The 20,969-nt window shown below is 58.9% G+C and carries 21 protein-coding genes; all 21 read right to left on the bottom strand.

Annotated elements, in window-relative coordinates; translation table 11 throughout:
* Nucleotides 1–287: 287 nt before the first annotated feature.
* The 21 genes from glmS to rpmH all read right to left on the bottom strand — a co-directional run bounded on the left by glmS (nucleotide 288) and on the right by rpmH (nucleotide 20,599).
* Entirely contained in the window at nucleotides 288–2,120 is a 1,833-nt protein-coding gene (gene glmS, locus GDH07_RS00170) for a glutamine--fructose-6-phosphate transaminase (isomerizing) (RefSeq protein WP_152896429.1), read from the bottom strand.
* A 10-nt stretch (nucleotides 2,121–2,130) separates the two neighbouring features.
* Entirely contained in the window at nucleotides 2,131–2,904 is a 774-nt protein-coding gene (locus tag GDH07_RS00165) for a DeoR/GlpR family DNA-binding transcription regulator (RefSeq protein WP_022641984.1), read from the bottom strand.
* Between the two features lie 146 nt (nucleotides 2,905–3,050).
* On the bottom strand, nucleotides 3,051–4,418 hold the full coding sequence (gene glmU / locus GDH07_RS00160) for a bifunctional UDP-N-acetylglucosamine diphosphorylase/glucosamine-1-phosphate N-acetyltransferase GlmU (RefSeq protein WP_152896428.1): 1,368 nt from the start codon (nucleotides 4,416–4,418) through the stop codon (nucleotides 3,051–3,053).
* Between the two features lie 114 nt (nucleotides 4,419–4,532).
* The gene (locus GDH07_RS00155) at nucleotides 4,533–4,958 is read right to left on the bottom strand and encodes a F0F1 ATP synthase subunit epsilon (protein WP_011064380.1); all 426 of its coding nucleotides are present in this window, start codon (nucleotides 4,956–4,958) and stop codon (nucleotides 4,533–4,535) included.
* A gap of 45 nt (nucleotides 4,959–5,003) precedes the next feature.
* On the bottom strand, nucleotides 5,004–6,380 hold the full coding sequence (gene atpD, locus GDH07_RS00150; RefSeq protein WP_047290153.1) for a F0F1 ATP synthase subunit beta: 1,377 nt from the start codon (nucleotides 6,378–6,380) through the stop codon (nucleotides 5,004–5,006).
* Between the two features lie 27 nt (nucleotides 6,381–6,407).
* Nucleotides 6,408–7,268 (bottom strand): F0F1 ATP synthase subunit gamma, encoded by an 861-nt coding sequence (gene atpG, locus GDH07_RS00145; protein WP_031320767.1) that lies wholly within the window; start codon nucleotides 7,266–7,268, stop codon nucleotides 6,408–6,410.
* A 50-nt stretch (nucleotides 7,269–7,318) separates the two neighbouring features.
* The gene (gene atpA / locus GDH07_RS00140) at nucleotides 7,319–8,863 is read right to left on the bottom strand and encodes a F0F1 ATP synthase subunit alpha (protein WP_053137777.1); all 1,545 of its coding nucleotides are present in this window, start codon (nucleotides 8,861–8,863) and stop codon (nucleotides 7,319–7,321) included.
* A gap of 21 nt (nucleotides 8,864–8,884) precedes the next feature.
* Nucleotides 8,885–9,421: a F0F1 ATP synthase subunit delta gene (locus tag GDH07_RS00135; protein ID WP_053137780.1), complete on the bottom strand. Its 537-nt coding sequence runs from the start codon at nucleotides 9,419–9,421 to the stop codon at nucleotides 8,885–8,887.
* 12 nt (nucleotides 9,422–9,433) lie between these two features.
* Complete coding sequence (locus GDH07_RS00130) at nucleotides 9,434–9,904, bottom strand: F0F1 ATP synthase subunit B (protein WP_053137783.1); 471 nt, start codon at nucleotides 9,902–9,904, stop codon at nucleotides 9,434–9,436.
* A gap of 57 nt (nucleotides 9,905–9,961) precedes the next feature.
* A complete protein-coding gene (gene atpE / locus GDH07_RS00125; RefSeq protein WP_002555987.1) occupies nucleotides 9,962–10,219 on the bottom strand; it encodes a F0F1 ATP synthase subunit C in 258 nt (85 codons plus the stop codon).
* 132 nt (nucleotides 10,220–10,351) lie between these two features.
* On the bottom strand, nucleotides 10,352–11,224 hold the full coding sequence (atpB, locus tag GDH07_RS00120) for a F0F1 ATP synthase subunit A (RefSeq protein WP_053137789.1): 873 nt from the start codon (nucleotides 11,222–11,224) through the stop codon (nucleotides 10,352–10,354).
* A gap of 16 nt (nucleotides 11,225–11,240) precedes the next feature.
* Complete coding sequence (locus tag GDH07_RS00115) at nucleotides 11,241–11,648, bottom strand: F0F1 ATP synthase subunit I (protein WP_152896427.1); 408 nt, start codon at nucleotides 11,646–11,648, stop codon at nucleotides 11,241–11,243.
* Between the two features lie 148 nt (nucleotides 11,649–11,796).
* Nucleotides 11,797–12,669 (bottom strand): ParB/RepB/Spo0J family partition protein, encoded by an 873-nt coding sequence (locus GDH07_RS00110; protein ID WP_022641991.1) that lies wholly within the window; start codon nucleotides 12,667–12,669, stop codon nucleotides 11,797–11,799.
* Nucleotides 12,670–12,678: 9 nt separating this feature from the next.
* Nucleotides 12,679–13,476, bottom strand: a complete 798-nt coding sequence (locus GDH07_RS00105) for a ParA family protein (RefSeq protein WP_031320775.1) — start codon at nucleotides 13,474–13,476, stop codon at nucleotides 12,679–12,681.
* Between the two features lie 18 nt (nucleotides 13,477–13,494).
* Nucleotides 13,495–14,139 carry a 16S rRNA (guanine(527)-N(7))-methyltransferase RsmG gene (gene rsmG / locus GDH07_RS00100; RefSeq protein WP_022641993.1) on the bottom strand — a complete coding sequence of 215 codons (645 nt, stop codon included), beginning with the start codon at nucleotides 14,137–14,139 and terminating at the stop codon, nucleotides 13,495–13,497.
* Complete coding sequence (gene mnmG / locus GDH07_RS00095; RefSeq protein ID WP_343038043.1) at nucleotides 14,136–16,028, bottom strand: tRNA uridine-5-carboxymethylaminomethyl(34) synthesis enzyme MnmG; 1,893 nt, start codon at nucleotides 16,026–16,028, stop codon at nucleotides 14,136–14,138. The genes rsmG and mnmG overlap by 4 nt, the downstream gene beginning before the upstream one ends.
* Nucleotides 16,029–16,655: 627 nt before the next feature.
* Nucleotides 16,656–18,026, bottom strand: coding sequence for a tRNA uridine-5-carboxymethylaminomethyl(34) synthesis GTPase MnmE (gene mnmE, locus GDH07_RS00090; RefSeq protein WP_022641995.1), 1,371 nt, complete (start codon nucleotides 18,024–18,026; stop codon nucleotides 16,656–16,658).
* A gap of 79 nt (nucleotides 18,027–18,105) precedes the next feature.
* Nucleotides 18,106–19,806, bottom strand: a complete 1,701-nt coding sequence (gene yidC, locus GDH07_RS00085) for a membrane protein insertase YidC (RefSeq protein WP_085594006.1) — start codon at nucleotides 19,804–19,806, stop codon at nucleotides 18,106–18,108.
* Nucleotides 19,807–19,808: 2 nt separating this feature from the next.
* Complete coding sequence (gene yidD, locus GDH07_RS00080; protein ID WP_083235628.1) at nucleotides 19,809–20,054, bottom strand: membrane protein insertion efficiency factor YidD; 246 nt, start codon at nucleotides 20,052–20,054, stop codon at nucleotides 19,809–19,811.
* A complete protein-coding gene (rnpA, locus tag GDH07_RS00075) occupies nucleotides 20,047–20,448 on the bottom strand; it encodes a ribonuclease P protein component (RefSeq protein WP_343038207.1) in 402 nt (133 codons plus the stop codon). Before rnpA ends, yidD begins: the two co-directional genes overlap by 8 nt.
* Nucleotides 20,449–20,464: 16 nt before the next feature.
* Nucleotides 20,465–20,599: a 50S ribosomal protein L34 gene (gene rpmH, locus GDH07_RS00070; protein ID WP_003213577.1), complete on the bottom strand. Its 135-nt coding sequence runs from the start codon at nucleotides 20,597–20,599 to the stop codon at nucleotides 20,465–20,467.
* Between the last annotated feature and the right edge of the window lie 370 nt (nucleotides 20,600–20,969).

Below are 20,969 nucleotides of genomic sequence, written 5' to 3'. Positions count from 1 at the left end.
ATGACAAGGTCAGGTGTTCGTAGAGACAGAGGTCCCGGGAAAAAGGTTCAAAATACCCACGCCGACCAAGAACAGTTGAGGAAACTAGAAGAAACACTTCTCCACCAGGCAAGTGAGGTTGAAGTATTGATGAGACTATCGACCATTTCGCAAGACCAACTCGCATTCGCGCTTACGATTGTCACAGCTTGGTCCATAAACGGAAAACCCCCGTAAATACGGGGGCTTACGTGTATGTAGCAATTGCTATTCCATACAGTCACAGGCACTGAGCGGCTGTGGATAACTCACTCCACGGTCACCGACTTGGCCAGGTTGCGTGGCTGGTCGACGTCGGTGCCCTTGAGCACGGCTACGTAGTAGGACAGCAGCTGCAACGGGATGGTGTAGAGGATTGGCGATAGGATGTCGTGGATGTGCGGCATGTGGATAACATGGGTGCCTTCGCCATTGGCCATGCCCGACTTCTCGTCGGCGAACACGATCAGCTCGCCACCACGGGCGCGGACTTCCTGCAGGTTGGACTTGAGTTTCTCCAGCAGTTCGTTGTTCGGCGCCACGGTGACCACCGGCATGTCGTTATCCACAAGGGCCAGAGGGCCGTGCTTGAGCTCACCGGCCGGGTAGGCTTCGGCGTGGATATAGGAAATCTCCTTGAGCTTCAAAGAGCCTTCCATCGCTACCGGGTACTGGGCGCCACGACCGAGGAACAGGGTGTGGTGCTTGTCGGCGAACAGCTCGGCGGTCTTCTCCACCACGCTGTCCATGGCCAGGGCTTCGCCGAGGCGGACCGGCAAGCGCCGCAGCTCTTCCACCAGTTCGGCTTCGACACCGGCGGCCAGGGTGCCACGTACCTGGCCCAGGGACAGGGTCAGCAGCAGCAGGCTCACCAGCTGAGTGGTGAAGGCCTTGGTGGAGGCCACGCCGATTTCGCGACCGGCCTGGGTCAGCAGGGTCAGGTCCGATTCACGCACCAGGGAGCTGATGCCGACGTTGCAGATCGCCAGGCTGGCGAGGAAGCCCAGCTCCTTGGCGTTGCGCAGCGCGGCCAGGGTATCGGCAGTCTCGCCGGACTGGGAAATGGTCACGAACAGGGTGTCGGGCTGCACCACCACCTTGCGGTAGCGGAACTCGCTGGCGACTTCCACCTGGCAGGGGATGCCGGCCAGTTCTTCCAGCCAGTAACGGGCGACCATTCCGGCGTGGTAGCTGGTGCCACAGGCGACGATCTGTACATTGCGCACCTTGGCGAACAACTCGGCGGCCTGTGGACCGAAGGCCTGGACCAGTACCTGGTTGGCGCTCAGGCGGCCTTCCAGGGTGCGCTGCACCACCGATGGCTGCTCGTGGATTTCCTTGAGCATGTAGTGGCGGTATTCGCCCTTGTCCGCCGCTTCGGCACCATCGCGGTACTGCACCGCCTCGCGTTCCACGGCCTTGCCGCCGATGTCCCAGATCTGCACGCTGTCCCGGCGGATCTCGGCGATATCGCCTTCTTCCAGGTACATGAAACGGTCGGTGACCTGGCGCAGGGCCAGTTGGTCGGATGCCAGGAAGTTCTCCCCCAGGCCCAGGCCGATCACCAGCGGGCTGCCGCTACGGGCCGCCACCAGGCGATCCGGCTGGCTGGCGCTGATCACGGCAAGACCATAGGCACCGTGCAGTTCCTTGACGGTAGCCTTGAGGGCCACGGTCAGGTCGCCCAGGTCCTTGAGCTTGTGGTTCAGCAGGTGGGCGATGACTTCGGTATCGGTGTCCGAGGTGAACTCGTAGCCCTGGCCCTTGAGTTGTTCACGCAGGGCTTCGTGGTTCTCGATGATGCCGTTGTGCACCACCGCCAGATCGCCGGAGAAATGCGGGTGGGCATTGCGTTCGCAAGGCGCGCCGTGGGTGGCCCAACGGGTGTGGGCGATGCCCAGGCGGCCCACCAGCGGCTCGCCGGCCAGGGCTTGCTCCAGCTCGGCCACCTTGCCCGGACGGCGCATGCGCTCGAGCTTGCCGGTATTGGTGAAAACCGCCACGCCGGCGCTGTCGTAGCCGCGGTATTCGAGGCGCTTGAGGCCTTCCAGCAAAATGGCGGTGATATTGCGTTCAGCAACGGCGCCAACAATTCCACACATGGTATTTCTCCTAGCTGACAGCCGCGCAAATCAGAGTTATGCCGCGGGCCTGGATCTGGTCGCGGACCTCGAGAGGCAGGCGATCGTCGGTAATGAGGGTATGGACGCTGCTCCACGGCAGCTCCAGGTTGGGAATCTTGCGGCCGATCTTGTCGGATTCGACCATCACTACAACTTCGCGGGCCACCTCGGCCATCACTCGGCTCAGGCCCAGCAATTCGTTGAAGGTGGTGGTACCACGGGCCAGGTCGATGCCATCGGCGCCGATGAACAGTTGGTCGAAGTCGTAAGAGCGCAGGACCTGCTCGGCCACCTGGCCCTGGAAGGACTCGGAGTGCGGGTCCCAGGTGCCGCCGGTCATCAACAGCACCGGCTCGTGTTCCAGTTCGTTCAGGGCATTGGCCACGTTCAACGAGTTGGTCATGACCACGAGGCCTGGCTGCTGGCCCAACTGCGGGATCATCGCCGCGGTGGTGCTGCCGCTGTCGATGATGATCCGCGCATGTTCACGAATGCGCTGCACCGCCGCCCGGGCAATGGCTTGCTTGTGGCGGGACACTGGCTGGCCGAGGTCGCTGACCAGTTCCTGGGGCATGGTGATCGCCCCGCCATAACGGCGCAGCAACAGGCCATTGCTTTCCAGGGCCGCCAGGTCCTTACGAATCGTAACTTCAGAGGTTTCGAAACGCTTGGCCAACTCATCCACACTCACCTCGCCTTGTTCATTGAGCAAGGCCAGGATGTTGTGACGGCGCTGGGGAGTGTTGCGTTTCGATATGAGCATTTAAGTTTCGATTCGAAAGATAACGTCGGCAATAAAAACCCATGATCGAAACTTCGTCAAGCATTAGCGCATAAAAAACCGGCCCTTGCTGTTCAAGTGCAGGGGCCGGTTGATGCTGCATGGGTCATCCGTGCTTGTGGATAACCTCAGTCCTTGTTGATTTTCTGCGGTCGCTTCCAGCCATCGATGTTCTTCTGCCGCGCACGGCCCACGGCCAGCTGCGCTGGCGAGACATCCTGGGTGATGGTGGAACCGGCGGCGGTAGTGGCCCCGGAAGAGATATCCACAGGCGCCACCAGGGAGTTGTTGGAGCCGATGAACACGTCTTCGCCCATCACCGTCTTGTGCTTGTTCACCCCATCGTAGTTGCAGGTGATGGTGCCGGCACCGATGTTGGTGCGCGCACCGATCACCGCATCGCCCAGATAGCTCAGGTGACCGGCCTTGGCCTCCTGGCCCAGGTGGGCGTTCTTCAACTCGACAAAGTTACCCACATGGGCGCGAGCCTCCAGCACGCTGCCGGGCCGCAGGCGGGCGAACGGGCCGGCATCGCTGCCCTCGCCCATCACCGCGCCGTCGATATGGCTGTTGGCCTTGATCACCACGCCCTTGCGCAGGGTGCTGTTCTTGATCACGCAGTTGGGGCCGATCACCACGTCGTCTTCGATGACCACCCGGCCCTCGAGGATCACGTTGATATCGATCAGCACGTCGCGCCCAACCGTCACCTCGCCACGCACATCGAAGCGCGCCGGATCGCGCAGGGTCACGCCCTCGGCCATCAGGCGGCGGGCGGAGCGCAGTTGGCAGTGGCGCTCCAGCTCCGAGAGTTGCTTGCGATCGTTGGCGCCCTGCACTTCCATGGCGTCCAGGGGCTGCTCGGTAGCAACCTCCAGGCCATCGCTGACCGCCATGGCGATCACGTCGGTCAGGTAGTACTCACCCTGGGCGTTGTTGTTCGAAAGACGGCTGGTCCAATCGCCGAGGCGCTTGCCCGGCACGGCGAGAATGCCGGTATTGCCTTCGGTGATGGCGCGCTGGGCTTGGTTGGCGTCCTTCTGCTCGACGATGGCGGCGACCTTGCCATTGGCGTCACGCACGATGCGCCCATAGCCGGTAGGGTCGTCCAGCTCGACGGTGAGCAGGCCCAGTTGCTCGGGGCCGGCCTGCTTGAGCAGGCGCTGCAGGGTCTGGACCTCGATCAGCGGCACGTCGCCGTAGAGGATCAGCACGGTATCGGCCTGGATGAAAGGCACGGCCTGGGCCACTGCATGACCAGTGCCGAGTTGCTTGTCCTGCAACACGAAATTCAGGTCGTCGGCGGCCAGGCGCTCGCGCACTGCATCCGCGCCGTGGCCGATCACCACGTGGATGCGCTGTGGATCGAGCTGGCGAGCGCTGTGGATAACATGCCCGAGCATGGAGTTGCCAGCGACCGGATGAAGGACCTTGGGCAGTGCCGAGCGCATGCGAGTGCCCTGGCCTGCTGCGAGGATAACGATTTCGAGAGACATGACTGGCTACCAATCCTGGGTGGTCCGCGAGTGTGACCTAGAGGGGAGAATGCGGAAAATAAAAAGGGTAGCCGAGGCTACCCTTTTTAATCAATCACACAGAAAGCCTGCGGCTTAGCCGCCGAACTTCTTGCGGATCTGCTGGACGGTACGCAGCTGGGCTGCGGCCTCGGCCAGACGTGCGGCGGCAGATCCGTAGTCGAAATCTGCGCCTTTTTCATTCAGGGCCTTCTCAGCAGCCTTGACGGCTTCCTGAGCGGAGGCTTCGTCCAGGTCGGCAGCGCGTTGCACGGTGTCGGCAAGAACCTTGACCATGTTCGGCTGAACCTCGAGGAAACCACCGGAGATGTAGAACACCTCGGCTTCCCCGCCCTGCTTGATCAAGCGGATCGGACCTGGCTTCAGGTTGGTGATCAGCGGTGCGTGACCCAGAGCGATACCAAGATCACCCAGTTCACCGTGCGCAACCACCATCTCCACCAGACCGGAGAAGATTTCCCCTTCCGCGCTGACGATATCGCAATGGACTGTCATAGCCATCTGCTTGCCTCAACCTAAATTAGCGCCCGTTGCCGGGCGCCGGGATTACAGTTTCTTGGCTTTCTCGATCGCTTCGTCGATGCCGCCGACCATGTAGAACGCTTGTTCTGGCAGGTGGTCGTAGTCACCGTTGAGGATGCCTTTGAAGCCTGCGATGGTGTCTTTCAGGGAAACGTATTTACCTGGAGAACCAGTGAAGACTTCAGCCACGAAGAACGGCTGCGACAAGAAGCGCTGGATCTTACGAGCGCGGGATACCAACTGCTTGTCGGCTTCCGACAGCTCGTCCATACCCAGGATCGCGATGATGTCCTTCAGCTCTTTGTAACGCTGCAGTACGTACTGAACGCCGCGAGCGGTCTCGTAGTGCTCGTTGCCGATCACGTTCGGGTCCAGCTGGCGGGAAGTCGAGTCCAGTGGGTCTACCGCTGGGTAGATACCCAGGGAAGCGATGTCACGGGACAGAACGACGGTGGCGTCCAAGTGGGCGAAGGTGGTCGCTGGCGACGGGTCGGTCAGGTCGTCCGCAGGTACGTATACCGCTTGGATCGAGGTGATCGAACCTTGCTTGGTCGAAGTGATGCGCTCTTGCAGCACGCCCATCTCTTCAGCCAGGGTCGGCTGGTAACCTACTGCCGAAGGCATACGGCCCAGCAGTGCGGATACTTCGGTACCGGCCAGGGTGTAACGATAGATGTTGTCGACGAACAGCAGAACGTCGTTACCTTCGTCACGGAACTTCTCGGCCATGGTCAGGCCGGTCAGCGCTACGCGCAGACGGTTTCCTGGTGGCTCGTTCATCTGACCGTAGACCAGGGCAACCTTGTCCAGAACGTTGGAGTCCTTCATCTCGTGGTAGAAGTCGTTACCCTCACGAGTACGCTCACCCACACCGGCGAACACGGAATAACCGCTGTGCTCGATGGCGATGTTACGGATCAGTTCCATCATGTTTACGGTCTTGCCCACACCGGCACCACCGAACAGACCTACTTTACCGCCCTTGGCGAACGGGCAAACCAGGTCGATTACCTTGATCCCGGTTTCCAGCAGGTCGTTGCCGCCTGCCTGTTCTGCGAAGGAAGGAGCGGCGCGGTGGATACCCCAGCGCTCTTCTTCGCCGATCGGGCCGGCTTCGTCGATTGGGTTGCCCAGTACGTCCATGATCCGGCCCAGGGTCGCTTTACCGACCGGTACGGAGATGGCTGCGCCAGTGTTGTTGACGTCCAGACCGCGCTTCAAGCCTTCGGTGGAGCCCATCGCAATGGTACGAACCACGCCGTCGCCCAGCTGCTGCTGAACTTCCAGAGTGGTTTCGGCGCCTTGAACCTTCAAGGCGTCGTAGATGCTCGGTACGCTGTCGCGTGGAAATTCCACGTCGATAACGGCGCCGATGATTTGAACGATACGTCCGCTACTCATAGCTGGATCCTCTGAATATTTGAACCGTTAAACCGCGGCAGCGCCGCCGACGATTTCCGAGATCTCTTGGGTGATCGCAGCCTGACGCGCCTTGTTGTAGATCAGCTGCAAATCGCTGATCAAATCACCGGCGTTGTCGGTGGCGTTCTTCATTGCAATCATCCGCGCGGCTTGTTCAGCTGCGTTGTTCTCGACCACCGCCTGGTAGACCTGCGACTCCACGTAACGGACCATCAAGCCGTCCAGCAGCTCCTTGGCATCCGGTTCGTAGAGATAGTCCCAGTGGTGCTTGAGTTCTTGATCCGGGGTTGCCTCCAGTGGAATCAACTGCTCCACGGTCGGCTGCTGGGTCATGGTGTTGACGAACTTGTTGGATACCACGGACAGGCGGTCAATCCGGCCTTCCAGGTAAGCATCCAGCATCACCTTGACACTGCCGATCAGGTCATTGATCGACGGCTCTTCACCCAGGTGGCTGATAGCTGCAACGACGTTACCGCCGAAGTTGCGGAAGAAGGCCGCACCCTTGCTACCGACCACGCACAGATCGATCTCGACGCCTTGTTCGCGGTTTACCGCCATGTCCTTGACCAGGGCCTTGAACAGGTTGGTGTTCAAGCCACCACACAGACCACGGTCACTGCTCACCACGATGTAACCGACGCGCTTGATGGCGCGGTCGATCATGAACGGGTGACGATATTCCGGGTTGGCGTTGGCCAGATGACCAATAACCTGGCGGATGCGCTCCGCATAAGGACGGCTAGCTGCCATGCGCATTTGTGCCTTGCGCATTTTGCTGACCGCCACTTTTTCCATGGCGCTGGTAATTTTTTGCGTGCTTTTGATGCTCGCAATCTTACTGCGAATCTCTTTTGCGCCTGCCATGTAACACCTATCAGGTTAGCAAGCGGGAGCCTTGCGGCTCCCGCTGCGGCTTACCAGGTTTGGGTGGCCTTGAACTTCTCGATACCGGCTTTGAGGCCAGCGTCGATTTCGTCATTGAAGTCACCCTTCACGTTGATCTTCGCCATCAGGTCGGCGTGATCGCGGTTGAAGTAAGCAATCAGCGCTTGTTCGAAGCTACCGATCTTGGCGATTTCGACGTCAGTCAGGAACCCACGCTCAGCGGCATACAGCGACAGCGACATGTCAGCGATGGACATTGGCGCGTATTGCTTCTGCTTCATCAGCTCGGTAACGCGCTGACCGTGTTCAAGTTGCTTACGGGTCGCTTCGTCCAGGTCAGAAGCGAACTGGGCGAATGCCGCCAGTTCACGGTACTGAGCCAGGGCGGTACGGATACCACCGGACAGCTTCTTGATGATCTTGGTCTGAGCGGCACCACCTACACGGGATACCGAAACACCGGCGTTAACTGCAGGACGGATGCCCGAGTTGAACATGGCCGATTCCAGGAAGATCTGACCGTCGGTGATGGAGATCACGTTGGTCGGAACGAACGCGGAAACGTCGCCAGCCTGGGTTTCGATGATCGGCAGGGCGGTCAGGGAACCGGTCTTGCCAGTCACTGCGCCATTGGTGAACTTCTCTACGTACTCTTCCGAAACGCGGGAAGCGCGCTCCAGCAGACGGGAGTGGAGATAGAACACGTCACCTGGGTAGGCTTCACGGCCTGGTGGACGGCGCAGCAGCAGGGAGATCTGGCGATAAGCCACGGCCTGCTTGGACAGATCGTCATAAACGATCAGCGCGTCTTCACCGCGGTCGCGGAAGTATTCACCCATGGTGCAACCGGAGTACGGAGCCAGGAACTGCAGGGCAGCCGATTCCGAAGCACTGGCGGCCACGATGATGGTGTTGGCCAGGGCGCCGTTTTCTTCCAGCTTGCGAACCACGTTGGCGATGGTCGATTGCTTCTGACCGATCGCTACGTAGACGCAGAAAATGCCGCTGTCTTTCTGGTTGATGATCGCGTCGATCGCCAGAGCGGTCTTACCGATCTGACGGTCACCGATGATCAGCTCACGCTGGCCACGGCCGACTGGGATCATGGCATCGACAGCCTTGTAGCCAGTCTGTACAGGCTGGTCTACCGACTTACGCCAGATCACGCCTGGAGCAACTTTCTCGACCGCGTCGGTCTCGGTGTTGTTCAGCGGACCTTTACCGTCGACTGGGTTACCCAGTGCGTCGACAACGCGACCCAGCAGTTCCTTACCAACTGGAACTTCGAGGATGCGGCCGGTGCACTTGGCGCTCATGCCTTCAGCCAGAGTGGTGTATGCGCCCAGTACTACGGCACCTACAGAGTCTTGCTCGAGGTTGAGGGCCATACCGTAGACGCCGCCCGGAAACTCGATCATCTCGCCGTACATTACGTCGGCCAGACCGTGAATCCGCACGATGCCGTCAGAAACGCTGACGACAGTGCCTTCGTTACGGGCTTGGGAGGTCACATCGAGCTTTTCGATGCGGCCCTTGATAATTTCACTTATTTCGGAAGGATTGAGTTGCTGCATTGCTCTGCTGCCCCTTCAAACTCAAGATTTCAATGCTTCGGCAAGGTTCGCGAGTTTGCCGCGAATCGAGCCATCGATAACCAGGTCGCCGGCGCGGATCACGACGCCACCAATCAGGCTGGCATCCTCCGCAGCGTGCAGGCGCACTTCCCGGCCGAGCCGTGCACTGAGAACCTTGGCGAGTTTGTCTTGCTGTTCTTGGTTCAATGCGAAAGCACTGGTCACATCCACGTCCACCGACTTCTCTTGCTCGGCCTTGTACAGGTCGAACAGAGCGGAGATCTCCGGCAACAGCAGGAGACGGTCGTTCTCGGCGGCAACTTGAATGAAATTCTGTGCCTGTGCATCAAACTTGTCGCCACACACTTCGATAAAAGTGTTGGCCTTTTCTGCGCTCGTCAGTCGCGGGGCCTTAAGCACGCGCTGCATGGTGTCATCTTGTGACACCGCTGCAGCCAGGCCGAGCATGGCTGACCAAGAGGCCAGCTGCTGGTGGGCCTGAGCGTGCTCGAAGGCCGCCTTAGCGTAAGGTCGGGCCAACGTGGTCAGTTCTGCCATGATCGCCCTCGCTTAAATTTCAGCAGCCAGTTTGTTAACCAGGTCTGCGTGCGCGTTTTGATCGATTGTGGCGCCCAGGATCTTCTCTGCACCATTGACTGCCAGGCTACCCAGTTGGGCGCGCAGCGCGTCTTTGACGCTGTTCAGTTCCTGTTCGATCTCGGCCTGAGCCTGAGCCTTCACACGTTCAGCTTCGACACGGGCCTGTTCACGGGCTTCGTCGACGATCTGAGAACCGCGCTTCTTGGCTTGCTCGATGATTTCAGCTGCCTGAGCTTTGGCTTCGCGCAGTTGCTGACCCACTTTATCTTGGGCCAGTTCCAGGTCACGAGCTGCTCGGCTGGCAGCGTCCAATCCATCCGCGATCTTCTTTTGACGTTCGTGCAGAGCTGCAATGACCGGAGGCCAAATGAACTTCATGCAGAACAGTACAAAAATTAAGAACGCAACGGACTGGCCAATCAGGGTTGCATTAATGTTCACGCCAACACCTCGCTCGTTCGTTGTCCGTCACACCAATCAACTCGAATACTCGAGTGATTAGCCAGCGAGTTGACCAACGAAGGGGTTCGCGAAGGTGAAGAACAGAGCGATACCAACACCGATCATGGTTACGGCGTCGAGCAGACCGGCAACGATGAACATCTTAACTTGCAGCATTGGAACCATTTCTGGTTGACGCGCAGCGCCTTCCAGGAACTTGCCGCCCAGCAGGCCGAAACCAATTGCGGTACCCAGTGCGCCCAGGCCGATCAACAGTGCAACAGCGATAGCGGTTAGACCAACTACAGTTTCCATCTTTCCTCCCGACTTTTACGTCGTATGGTTTAGGTTTTTTAGATTAAAGCGGTAAAACAAATCGTTTCATCGTGCCCGAGATGGGCCCCTCCCGCCGCAACGAGAGGGACATCAGACTAGTCGAGACTGGTCTTAATGATTCTCTTCGTGAGCCATCGACAGGTAGACGATGGTCAGCATCATGAAGATGAACGCCTGCAGGGTGATGATCAGGATGTGGAACACAGCCCACGCCCATTGCAGAACCACACCCATGCCGCTGAGCCACAGCAGGCCGCTGCCGAACATCACGGCAATCAGGATGAACACCAGCTCGCCGGCGTACATGTTGCCGAACAGACGCAGTGCCAGGGAGATTGGCTTGGCCACCAGGGTCACGAACTCCAGCAGGAAGTTCACTGGAATCAGCAGGGCCTGGACCAGGATGTTCTTGCTACCGAACGGATGCAGGGTCAGTTCGCCGATGAAGCCGCCGATGCCCTTGACCTTGATGCTGTAGAAGATGATCAACGCGAATACCGACAGGGCCATGCCCAGGGTAGCGTTCGGGTCAGTGGTGGAAACGGCACGGAATGGAATGTGCGGGTCGCCGGAAATCAGCATCGCCAGTTGCGGGATCCAGTCCACAGGAACCAGGTCAATGGCGTTCATCAGGAACACCCAGACGAAGATGGTCAGAGCCAGCGGTGCGATGACCGGGCTGCGACCGTGGAAGCTGTCCTTCACGCTGCCATCGACGAAGCCGACCATCACTTCGACGAAGTTCTGCAAAGCGCCCGGCACACCGGAAGTCGCCTTCTTGGCCGCCATGCGGAACAGAAGAATGAAGATCACACCCAGTGCGACAGACCAGCCGAGGGTATCGACGTGGAATGCCCAGAAGCCCATTTCCTTGGCTTCTGCTGCGGAGTGGGCAAAGCCCCAGCTCCCATTGGGTAGCTGACCGAAGGTCAGGTTCTGCAAGTGGTGCTGGATATAGCCCGAAGCGGTTGTTTCTGCTGACATGGTTGCCTCAAACGCCCTAAGGTCTCGAAAGTCTTGTTCTCATTAGCAGGGGAGCGAACCAGCTGACCAGCTGGGTCAGCACGAAGACGCCGAATACTGCCAACGGCGCCAAAGGCTTCACACCTGCAAACGTCAGCGCGAACAGCACTGCCGTCAAAATCAATTTGCCCGCCTCGCCGGCATAAAAAGACCGGACGATGGCTTGGGCCGCTCGGGCGCCGGAAAACCGAAATGCCCTGTGAGCGAAATACACATTGGGTAGCAAGGCTATCAGTCCTCCGCAAAGGCCTGAATATCCGACTACGACTCCACGCCATTGCCAAAGCGCCAGAGCGGCTATCAGTAAAATGACCAACTGAGCCAGTAGAACCGGGAAAACCGCCAAGCGATGGAACGGCAGGCGGTTTGGCGTGCGGGTTTCCATCACTCTTGCTCCTCAAGGGTCGGCTGCCAGAATTCTGTGACTTGGCATAATTTGTGCCGACAAAATGCGCGCAGAGTATAGGGGCGGTTCAGCCCCTATTCAACTGCCGGGTAGTGATTTCCGACTGCGCGCTACACAAGGAAATGTTTCAACGGATGTGAGCGAGGACGCCTTGCAGTTCATCCAGGGAGTTGTAGCCGATCACCAGTTGCCCCTTGCCCTTCTTGCCGTGGCGAATCTGCACCGCAGAGCCTAGGCGCTCGGCCAAACGCTGCTCCAGGCGGGCGATATCCGGATCGGGCTTGACCGGTTCAGCAGGCTCTTGCTTGCCGCTGAGCCACTGGCGAACCAAGGCCTCGGTCTGACGCACCGTCAGGCCTCGTGCGACAACGTGTCGCGCCCCTTCAACCTGTTGATTTTCCGGCAATCCGAGCAATGCGCGGGCATGTCCCATTTCCAGGTCGCCATGGGACAACATGGTCTTGATCACCTCGGGCAGGGAGATCAGGCGCAGCAGGTTGGCCACGCTGACGCGGGACTTGCCCACGGCTTCGGCAACTTGTTGCTGGGTCAGCTGGAACTCCTGCTGCAGGCGCTGCAGGGCCAGTGCTTCCTCGATGGGATTGAGATCTTCGCGCTGGATGTTCTCGATCAGCGCCAGGGCAATGGCGGTTTCATCGGGCACATCGCGGACCATCGCCGGAATGGTTTCCTGGCCAGCCTGCTGGCTGGCGCGCCAACGGCGTTCACCGGCGATGATTTCAAACCGACCGGCGCCGATGGGACGCACCACGATGGGCTGCATCACACCCTGGGTCCTGATCGAATTCGCCAGTTCCTCCAGGGCCTGTGGGTCCATGTCCCGACGAGGCTGGTACTTGCCACGCTGGATCAGGTCCAGCGGCAGGTGTTGCAGTTCACGCTGGTCGATCTGCGCGGCTTGTTCTTCCAGGGCGCTGACAGTCGGACCACTCAACAGTGCATCCAGTCCACGTCCGAGACCACGTTTCTTGACGGCCATGGGGATTCCTTAAGTTGGCTGGGCGGCTGCGATGCGCGCTTGTTTACGTTGCCGGCGAACCATCTCGCCGGCCAGGGCCAGGTAGGCCAGTGCGCCGCGGGATTGTTTATCGTACGCCAATGCCGGCATGCCGTAGCTCGGAGCTTCGGCCAGGCGGATGTTGCGCGGGATCACGGTGTCGTACAGCTGATCGCCGAAGTGTTCCTTGAGCTGTGCGGAAACATCGTTCATCAGGCTCAGGCGCGGGTCGAACATGGTACGCAGCAAGCCTTCGATCTTCAGCTCGGGATTGAGCAGTTCGCCGATGCGCTTGATGTTATCCACAAGGTCGCTCAAGCCTTCCAGAGCGTAGTACTCGCACTGCATGGGGATGATGACGCCATCGGCAGCCACCAGGGCGTTGAGGGTCAGCATCGACAGCGACGGCGGGCAATCGATCAGGATGTAGTCATAGTTCTCGCGGATCGGGGCCAGGGCACTGCGCAGCCGGCTTTCCTTCATCTGCATTTCCAGCAGGACCACTTCCGCCGCGGTCAGGTCGCGGTTGGCCGGCAACAGCTGGTAGCCGCCGTGTTCGGAGAAGTGCATGGCCTGGGCCAGGTCGCACTCGCCGATCAGCAAGTCGTAGACCGAGTTTTCCAGGCCATGTTTATCCACACCGCTACCCATGGTGGCGTTGCCCTGTGGATCAAGGTCGATCAGCAGCACCCGGCGCTTGGTCGCTACCAGGGATGCCGCGAGGTTGATGCAGGTGGTGGTCTTGCCCACACCACCTTTCTGGTTCGCTATCGCGAATACCTTAGCCATTCTTGCTTGTGTTCCCAATCATGCCGTGCGGCGCAGTATCAGCAGATGGCGTTGGCCTTGGCAACCGGGTACGGCCAGGGCGTGTTCGCTATCGAGGTGGAAGTCTGCCGGCAATGCTAACAGCTCATCAGAGGGATGGACGCCCTTCATTGCCAGCCAGCGTGTATCGCTGTCCCCAAGGTGGCGGGTCCAGCTGGTGAAGTTCTCCATGCTGCTGAACGCCCGGGAAATGATCCCGTTGAAAGGCTGTTCAGGAGTGAAGGCCTCGACCCGGCTGTGGATAACTTGCAGGTTATCCAGTTTGAGCTCGAGTTTGACCTGGGTCAGGAAGCGGGTCTTCTTGCCGTTGCTGTCCAGGCAGGTGACCTGGGATCCGGGAAACAGGATCGCCAGGGGAATACCCGGCATCCCGCCGCCACTGCCCACATCCAGCCAGCGGCCGTCCTCGATGAACGACATCACGCTCAGGCTGTCGAGCAAGTGACGCGAAACCATTTCATCGGGATCGCGCACGGCGGTCAGGTTATAGGCCTTGTTCCACTTGATCAGCAGCGCGAGGTAGCCCAGCAGCGATTCATGCTGGGCCGGGCTCAGCTCGACACCGAGTTGGCGGGCGCCTGTGGATAATTCATCCGCGTGTTGCGAGGTGACCAGTGAACTCAAGCGCTTTGCTCCAACTGACGGCCGGCGCCGCGTTTTTTCAAGTGAATCATCAACAGGGAAATGGCCGCGGGAGTCACGCCCGGAATCCGTGATGCCTGGCCCAGGGTTTCCGGACGGGTCGCGGCCAGCTTGCCCTGGATCTCCTTGGACAGGCCGGAGATGGTGGCGTAATCGATATCCACAGGCAGCTTGGTGTCCTCGCTGGCCCGCAGACGAGCGATTTCATCCTGCTGGCGATCGATGTAGCCGGCGTACTTGGTCTTGATCTCGACCTGTTCCGCCACCTGTGGATCCTCCGCGCCATGCCCGGTCACTTCGACCAGCCCAGCGTAGTCGATCTCCGGACGACTCAGCAGGTTCAACAGGTTGTACTCGTGGGTCAGCGGTGTGCCGAATTTTTGTGCAATCGCATCGCCCTGCTCAGTACCGGGGCGAACCCAGGTGGACTTCAAGCGCTGTTCTTCCAGGGCTATGCCCTCGCGTTTCTTGCAGAACGCCGCCCAGCGCACGTCATCCACCAAGCCCAGCTCGCGACCTTTTTCGGTCAGGCGCAAATCGGCGTTGTCTTCCCGCAGGATCAGGCGGTACTCCGCCCGCGAAGTGAACATGCGGTACGGTTCCTGGGTACCCAGGGTAATCAGGTCATCGACCAACACCCCGATGTAGGCTTCGTCGCGACGCGGGCACCAGCTGTCCTTGCCCTGGGCACGCAATGCCGCGTTGGCCCCGGCCAGCAGGCCTTGTGCGCCAGCTTCTTCGTAACCGGTAGTGCCATTGATCTGGCCAGCGAAGAACAGACCGCCGATGACTTTGGTCTCGAGGCTGTACTTCAAGTCCCGCGGGTCGAAATAGTCGTATTCGATGGCGTAGCCCGGGCGCACGATATGGGCATTTTCCATGCCCCGGATCGATTGCACGATCTGCAACTGCACATCGAACGGCAGAGATGTGGATATCCCGTTCGGGTACAGCTCGTGGGTGGTCAGGCCTTCGGGCTCGATGAAGACCTGGTGGCTTTCCTTGTCGGCAAAGCGGTGGATCTTGTCTTCGATCGATGGGCAGTAGCGCGGGCCAATGCCTTCGATGACCCCGGAGTACATCGGCGAACGATCGAGGTTCGACGCGATGATCTCGTGGGTGCGCGCATTGGTGTGGGTAATCCAGCAGCTGATCTGCCGCGGATGCTGTTCCTTGGAACCCAGGAACGACATCACCGGGATGGGCGTATCGCCCGGCTGCTCGGTCATCACCGAGAAATCCACGGAACGGGCATCGATACGCGGTGGGGTACCGGTTTTCAGGCGCCCGACCCGTAGTGGCAGTTCCCGCAGGCGTTGTGCCAGGGCAATCGAAGGTGGGTCACCAGCACGACCGCCGGAGTAGTTCTGCAATCCGATGTGGATAAGTCCGCCGAGGAAGGTCCCGGTGGTCAATACCACCGAATCGGCGAAGAAACGCAGGCCCATCTGGGTCACTACACCACGGACCTGATCCTGCTCGACGATCAGGTCGTCCGCCGCCTGTTGAAATATCCACAGGTTCGGCTGGTTCTCGAGAATCTCGCGTACCGCAGCCTTGTACAGGATGCGGTCGGCCTGGGCCCGGGTCGCACGTACTGCCGGGCCTTTGCGGCTGTTCAATACACGGAACTGGATGCCGCCTTTATCTGTAGCCATGGCCATCGCGCCGCCCAGGGCGTCGATTTCCTTGACCAGATGGCTCTTGCCGATCCCGCCGATCGCGGGATTGCAGCTCATGGCTCCGAGGGTTTCCACGTTATGCGTCAGCAACAGGGTCTTTGCCCCCATGCGTGCTGATGCAAGTGCTGCCTCGGTACCGGCATGACCGCCGCCGATGACGATCACTTCAAAACGGGAAGGGAAATCCACCACGCACCTCGTGCCTGCTTCAAGTAGGAGTAATTAGGAATGGTTGTTGGGTTGGTTTCTGGACCAAGGCGGCAAGTATAGGGACTTCGACCTTTCTAAAGAACCCTTTGCACAAAATTTAACCAGCTGTGGATGACCAGCGGACAATAGAAATTAAAAAGAAAGAAATTTATTAAAACCTTGTTTTTATGTTTATTCTTATACCCCTGCCTATCTGTGGATAGATTTCTACAAGCCTTTATTTTCATGGTGTACAGAGATTTTAAACTCTGTGGTTAGGTATCATGGAGGCCGTTGGATAACCGGTTTAAGCCTGTGGATTAATGTGCTGCTTATCCACAGAGCCGATTCTCCTCAGCTTTGAGGCTGGGTTATCAACTGTGCTGAAGGGCAGTTATTCACAGGGCTTAATCCACAGAAAAATGCCTCGTCGATGCGCTAGAGCTCAGAGCGCAAGCCTTTCCAGAGGTATGGATCGAAAAATTGCAGGGCAACCCAGATGCCTTTGGCATATGAGTGGAGGCACCGGGATAACCGCACGGGGGTAGGAAACGCCGTAGACAGGGCGAGCAGGTGCCGGTCTACAGGCGCTACCCGGCCTTGTTGGCCGGGTAGGGAGGGGCAGGATTACTTGCCGATACAGAAGCTGGAGAAGATTCGTCCCAGCAAGTCGTCGGAGCTGAAGGCCCCGGTTATTTCTCCGAGGAATTGCTGGGCCTGACGCAGGTCTTCGGCCAACAATTCGCCCGCACCAGCCAGGGTCAGCTGGGCCCGGCCATGCTCCAGCGCCGCATTGGCGTAGCGCAGCGCTTCCAGATGCCGGCGGCGTGCACTGAAGCTGCTTTCGGAGGTTTGTTCATATCCCATGCAAGCCTTCAGGTGCTCGCGCAACAATTCCAGGCCCGGGCCTGCGGCCATTGCACTGAGGCTGATGGTGACATGGCCGTCTTCACAGGTTTCCAGGGCGATGGGTTCGCCGCTCAGGTCGGCCTTGTTGCGAATCAGGGTGACCTTGGCCGGATCCGGGCGCTGCTGCAGGAACTCGGGCCACAAGGCGAAGGGATCGACCGCCTCGGCGGCAGTAGCGTCGACCACCAGCAATACTCGGTCGGCTTCACCAATGGCCTTGAGCGCTCGTTCGACACCGATTTTTTCCACCTGGTCCTCGGTATCCCGCAGGCCAGCGGTATCCACTACATGCAGCGGCATGCCATCGATGTGGATATGTTCGCGCAGGATGTCCCGGGTAGTACCGGCGATGTCGGTGACGATGGCCGCTTCGCGACCGGCCAGGGCATTGAGCAGGCTCGACTTGCCGGCATTCGGACGACCGGCAATCACCACGGTCATGCCATCGCGCAGCAAGGCGCCCTGCCCGGCTTCGCGCAGTACTGTGGACAACTCCTCGCGTACAGCATCGAGCATGCCGAGTACATGGCCATCGGCAAGGAAGTCGATTTCCTCCTCGGGAAAATCGATGGCGGCTTCGACATAGATGCGCAGTGCGATCAGTTGTTCGGTCAAGTGATGTACGCGCTGGGAGAAAGCCCCCTGCAGCGAGCGCAGGGCATTGCGGGCCGCCTGTGCAGAACTGGCCTCGATCAGATCGGCGATCGCCTCGGCCTGGGCCAGGTCGAGCTTGTCGTTGAGGAAGGCGCGTTCGCTGAACTCCCCGGGCCTGGCCAGCCGGCAACCCAGTTCCAGGCAACGTTGCAGGAGCATGTCGAGGACGATGGGGCCGCCATGGCCCTGCAACTCCAGTACATCTTCACCAGTGAAGGAGTTAGGGCCCGGGAAATACAGGGCAATGCCCTCGTCCAGGACTTCACCTTGCCCGCCGAGAAAGGCTCCGTAATGGGCAAACCGCGGCTTGAGTTCACGGCCGCTGATGGCCGCGGCAGCCGTTGCCGCCAACGGCCCGGAGATCCGCACGATGCCCACGCCACCGCGTCCCTGGGCGGTGGCGATGGCGGCGATGGTTTCACGAGGGACATTCATAACCAGACATCCAGACAAAAGTGACAGATAGCAAAACGCCCCACTAGGGGGCGTCTTGTGTGGTTATCCACAGAGTAGGTCAGGCCGCTGCTTTCTTGGTAGCAGCTTCGATCCTACGGGTGATGTACCACTGTTGGGCGATCGACAGGCAGTTGTTCACTACCCAGTACAGCACCAGGCCAGCAGGGAACCACAGGAAGAAGAAGGTGAAGATGATTGGCATCATTTTCATCACCTTGGCCTGCATCGGATCCGGCGGAGTCGGGTTCAGCTGCTGCTGGATGAACATGGTGGCGCCCATGATGATCGGCAGGATGAAGAACGGATCCTTGATCGACAGGTCGGTAATCCACAGCATGAACGGCGCCTGGCGCATTTCCACGCTTTCCAGGAGTACCCAGTACAGGGACAGGAAGACCGGCATCTGGACCAGGATCGGCAAGCAGCCGCCCAGCGGATTGATCTTCTCTTTCTTGTACAGCTCCATCATCGCCTGGGACATCTTCTGGCGATCGTCACCGAACTTCTCTTTCAGCGCGGCCAACTTCGGCGCTACTGCACGCATGCGGGCCATGGATTTGTAGCTGGCAGCCGACAGCGGGAAGAAGATGCCCTTGATCAGCATGGTCAGGAAGATGATCGACCAGCCCCAGTTACCCACCAGGCTGTGGATATGTTGCAGCAGCCAGAAGATCGGCTGGGCAATGAACCACAGGAAACCGTAGTCCACGGTCAGTTCCAGACCTGGGGACAACTCTTTCAGGACGGCTTGGCTCTTCGGACCGGCATACAGGATGGCGCTGGTCTCGAGCTTGGCACCAGGAGCTACGGTGATCGAAGGACCGGTGTAGCCAATGATGTAGTTGCCTTTGCTGTCCTTGCGCGCCAGTACCTGGTTGTTCTCGCCCTTTGGCGGAATCCAGGCGGTCACGAAGTAGTGCTGCAGCCAGGCTACCCAGCCACCTTGTACGCTTTCAGTGATCGGGGCCTTGCTCTTGTCCTCGTTCACCTTGTCCATGTCTTTCATGGACACTTTTTTATACGGCTCGGAACTTGTCCACAGGGCGGCGCCCAGGTAAGTCGCAGTGCCGGTGGCGGTGCTGGAGGATGGATCGGAACTGGCGTCGCGCTTGAGCTGGGCGAACATCGCACCAGTCCAGGGTTGTGCACTTTCGTTGTCGATCAGGTAGGAAACGGTGATGTCGTACAGGCCGCGCTTGAGGGTGAAACGCTTGATGTAGTTGACGCCGTCCTTGCTGAACTTCAGGTCGACCACGAGTTGGTCCTGACCGTCAGCCAGTTGATAACTTTTCTTCTCCGAGGAGTAGATCGGTCGGCCAGCCGGATTGGCGTCCGGGCCGTTGCTGCCGATCAGGCCGCTTTGGGCCAGGTAGGTCCGCTCGTTGCCGTTGTCGAACAACTGGAAAGGAATTTCCGGATGGTCCTGGCGACGTGGGTACAGAGGTAGGCGCAGTTGTGCGATATCCCCACCTTGTGGATCGACGGCGAGGTCGAGCACATCCGTTTTGATCTGGATGAGATCTTTGCTTGCAGCCACTGGCACTTCGGCAGGTGCAGCGGTATCGCTGGCCGCACGCGGAATGTCGTCATTGGCGGCTGGAGTGCCGGTTGGCGTGTCCGGCAAGCCCGGGGTGGTCGTGCTGGAAGCAACATTCTGAGTCGGCAGGGCAGCCTGGCCATAATCCTGGTTCCATTTCAGAACCATGACATAGGACACGATTGCCAGGGCGACGATCAGGATCGTGCGTTTGATATCCATGATTACTCGGCCATCGAAGAAGAACGGGAGGTGGGGATAGGTGGAACCGGGTCATAACCACCGGGATTCCATGGATGACAGCGACCTAAACGACGAAAGGTCAGCCAACCACCGCGCAGAAGGCCATGGGTTTCGATGGCTTCCAACGCATAGCAGGAACAACTGGGGTGAAAACGACAGTGGTCGGCCATCAGAGGACTAATGGCATAGCGGTAAAACTGGATCGGAACGAGTGCCAGTTTACGCATCGGGACTGTCTACCCCTACAGTTTCGGATTTGACTACGGATGCCGGCTTGTTACGGGCCAGGCGTTTCCAGAGTTTACCGAAATGCTGGATCAATTCAGGGTTTTCTACGTCGCCCAAACCTTTGCGCGCGACGATAACGATATCCCATCCAACCAGTGAATCCTGGTGAAGACGAAACGATTCGCGCATCAGACGCTTGAGACGATTGCGTTCAACGGAGAGCTTTACGCTCTTCTTTCCGATCACGAGCCCCAGGCGGGGATGATCAAGATCGTTGTCGCGAGCAAGGAGCAGGAGATTTTTCCCCGGAACCTTGCCGGTAGGGGAGTCAAAGACTGCCTTGAAGTGTCGAGGAGTAAGCAGACGCTTTTCCCGACTGAAGTCCTGACTCACCTCCAGTGCCGGATTATCAAACTGCCAGACGTGCACGGCCTTTGGCGCGACGACGCGACAGGACGGCACGACCGTTCTTGGTGGCCATGCGAGCACGGAAACCGTGGGTACGAGCGCGTTTGATAGTGCTTGGTTGGAAAGTACGTTTCATGTCGTGTTACCTGGTTCGTCCACAACGGGCCGGAATGGCCCCCGTTTTAAGAGATCGGCGATTCTAGAGAAAGCAAGCCTCTAGGTCAATTTCCAACCAAGGTTTCCTTTATCTATGTATGTCCGGATTTCGGGCTTGTGGACCAGGTCCAGCCAGATATAAAAATAGAGAAGGAAAGTATTAAAGCTTTTCTGTAGAGCTTATAAAAGCTTAGCAAGGCCCTATCTGTGGATAACTAGCTTAAGCCCTTCTATTTCGTACTGTACAGAGAATGACAACACGGTTGAGAAACCGTGCTTTACCTGTGCTGCGAGGGCGGAAAAGCTGTGTGCGGAAAAGCTTGTTATCCACAGACGATTTATCCACTGGG

The organism is Pseudomonas piscis (assembly GCF_009380155.1).
GTDB lineage: Bacteria > Pseudomonadota > Gammaproteobacteria > Pseudomonadales > Pseudomonadaceae > Aquipseudomonas > Aquipseudomonas piscis.
The sequence above is the reverse complement of the archived record's forward strand: the minus strand, read 5'-3'. Positions and strand labels throughout refer to the sequence as shown.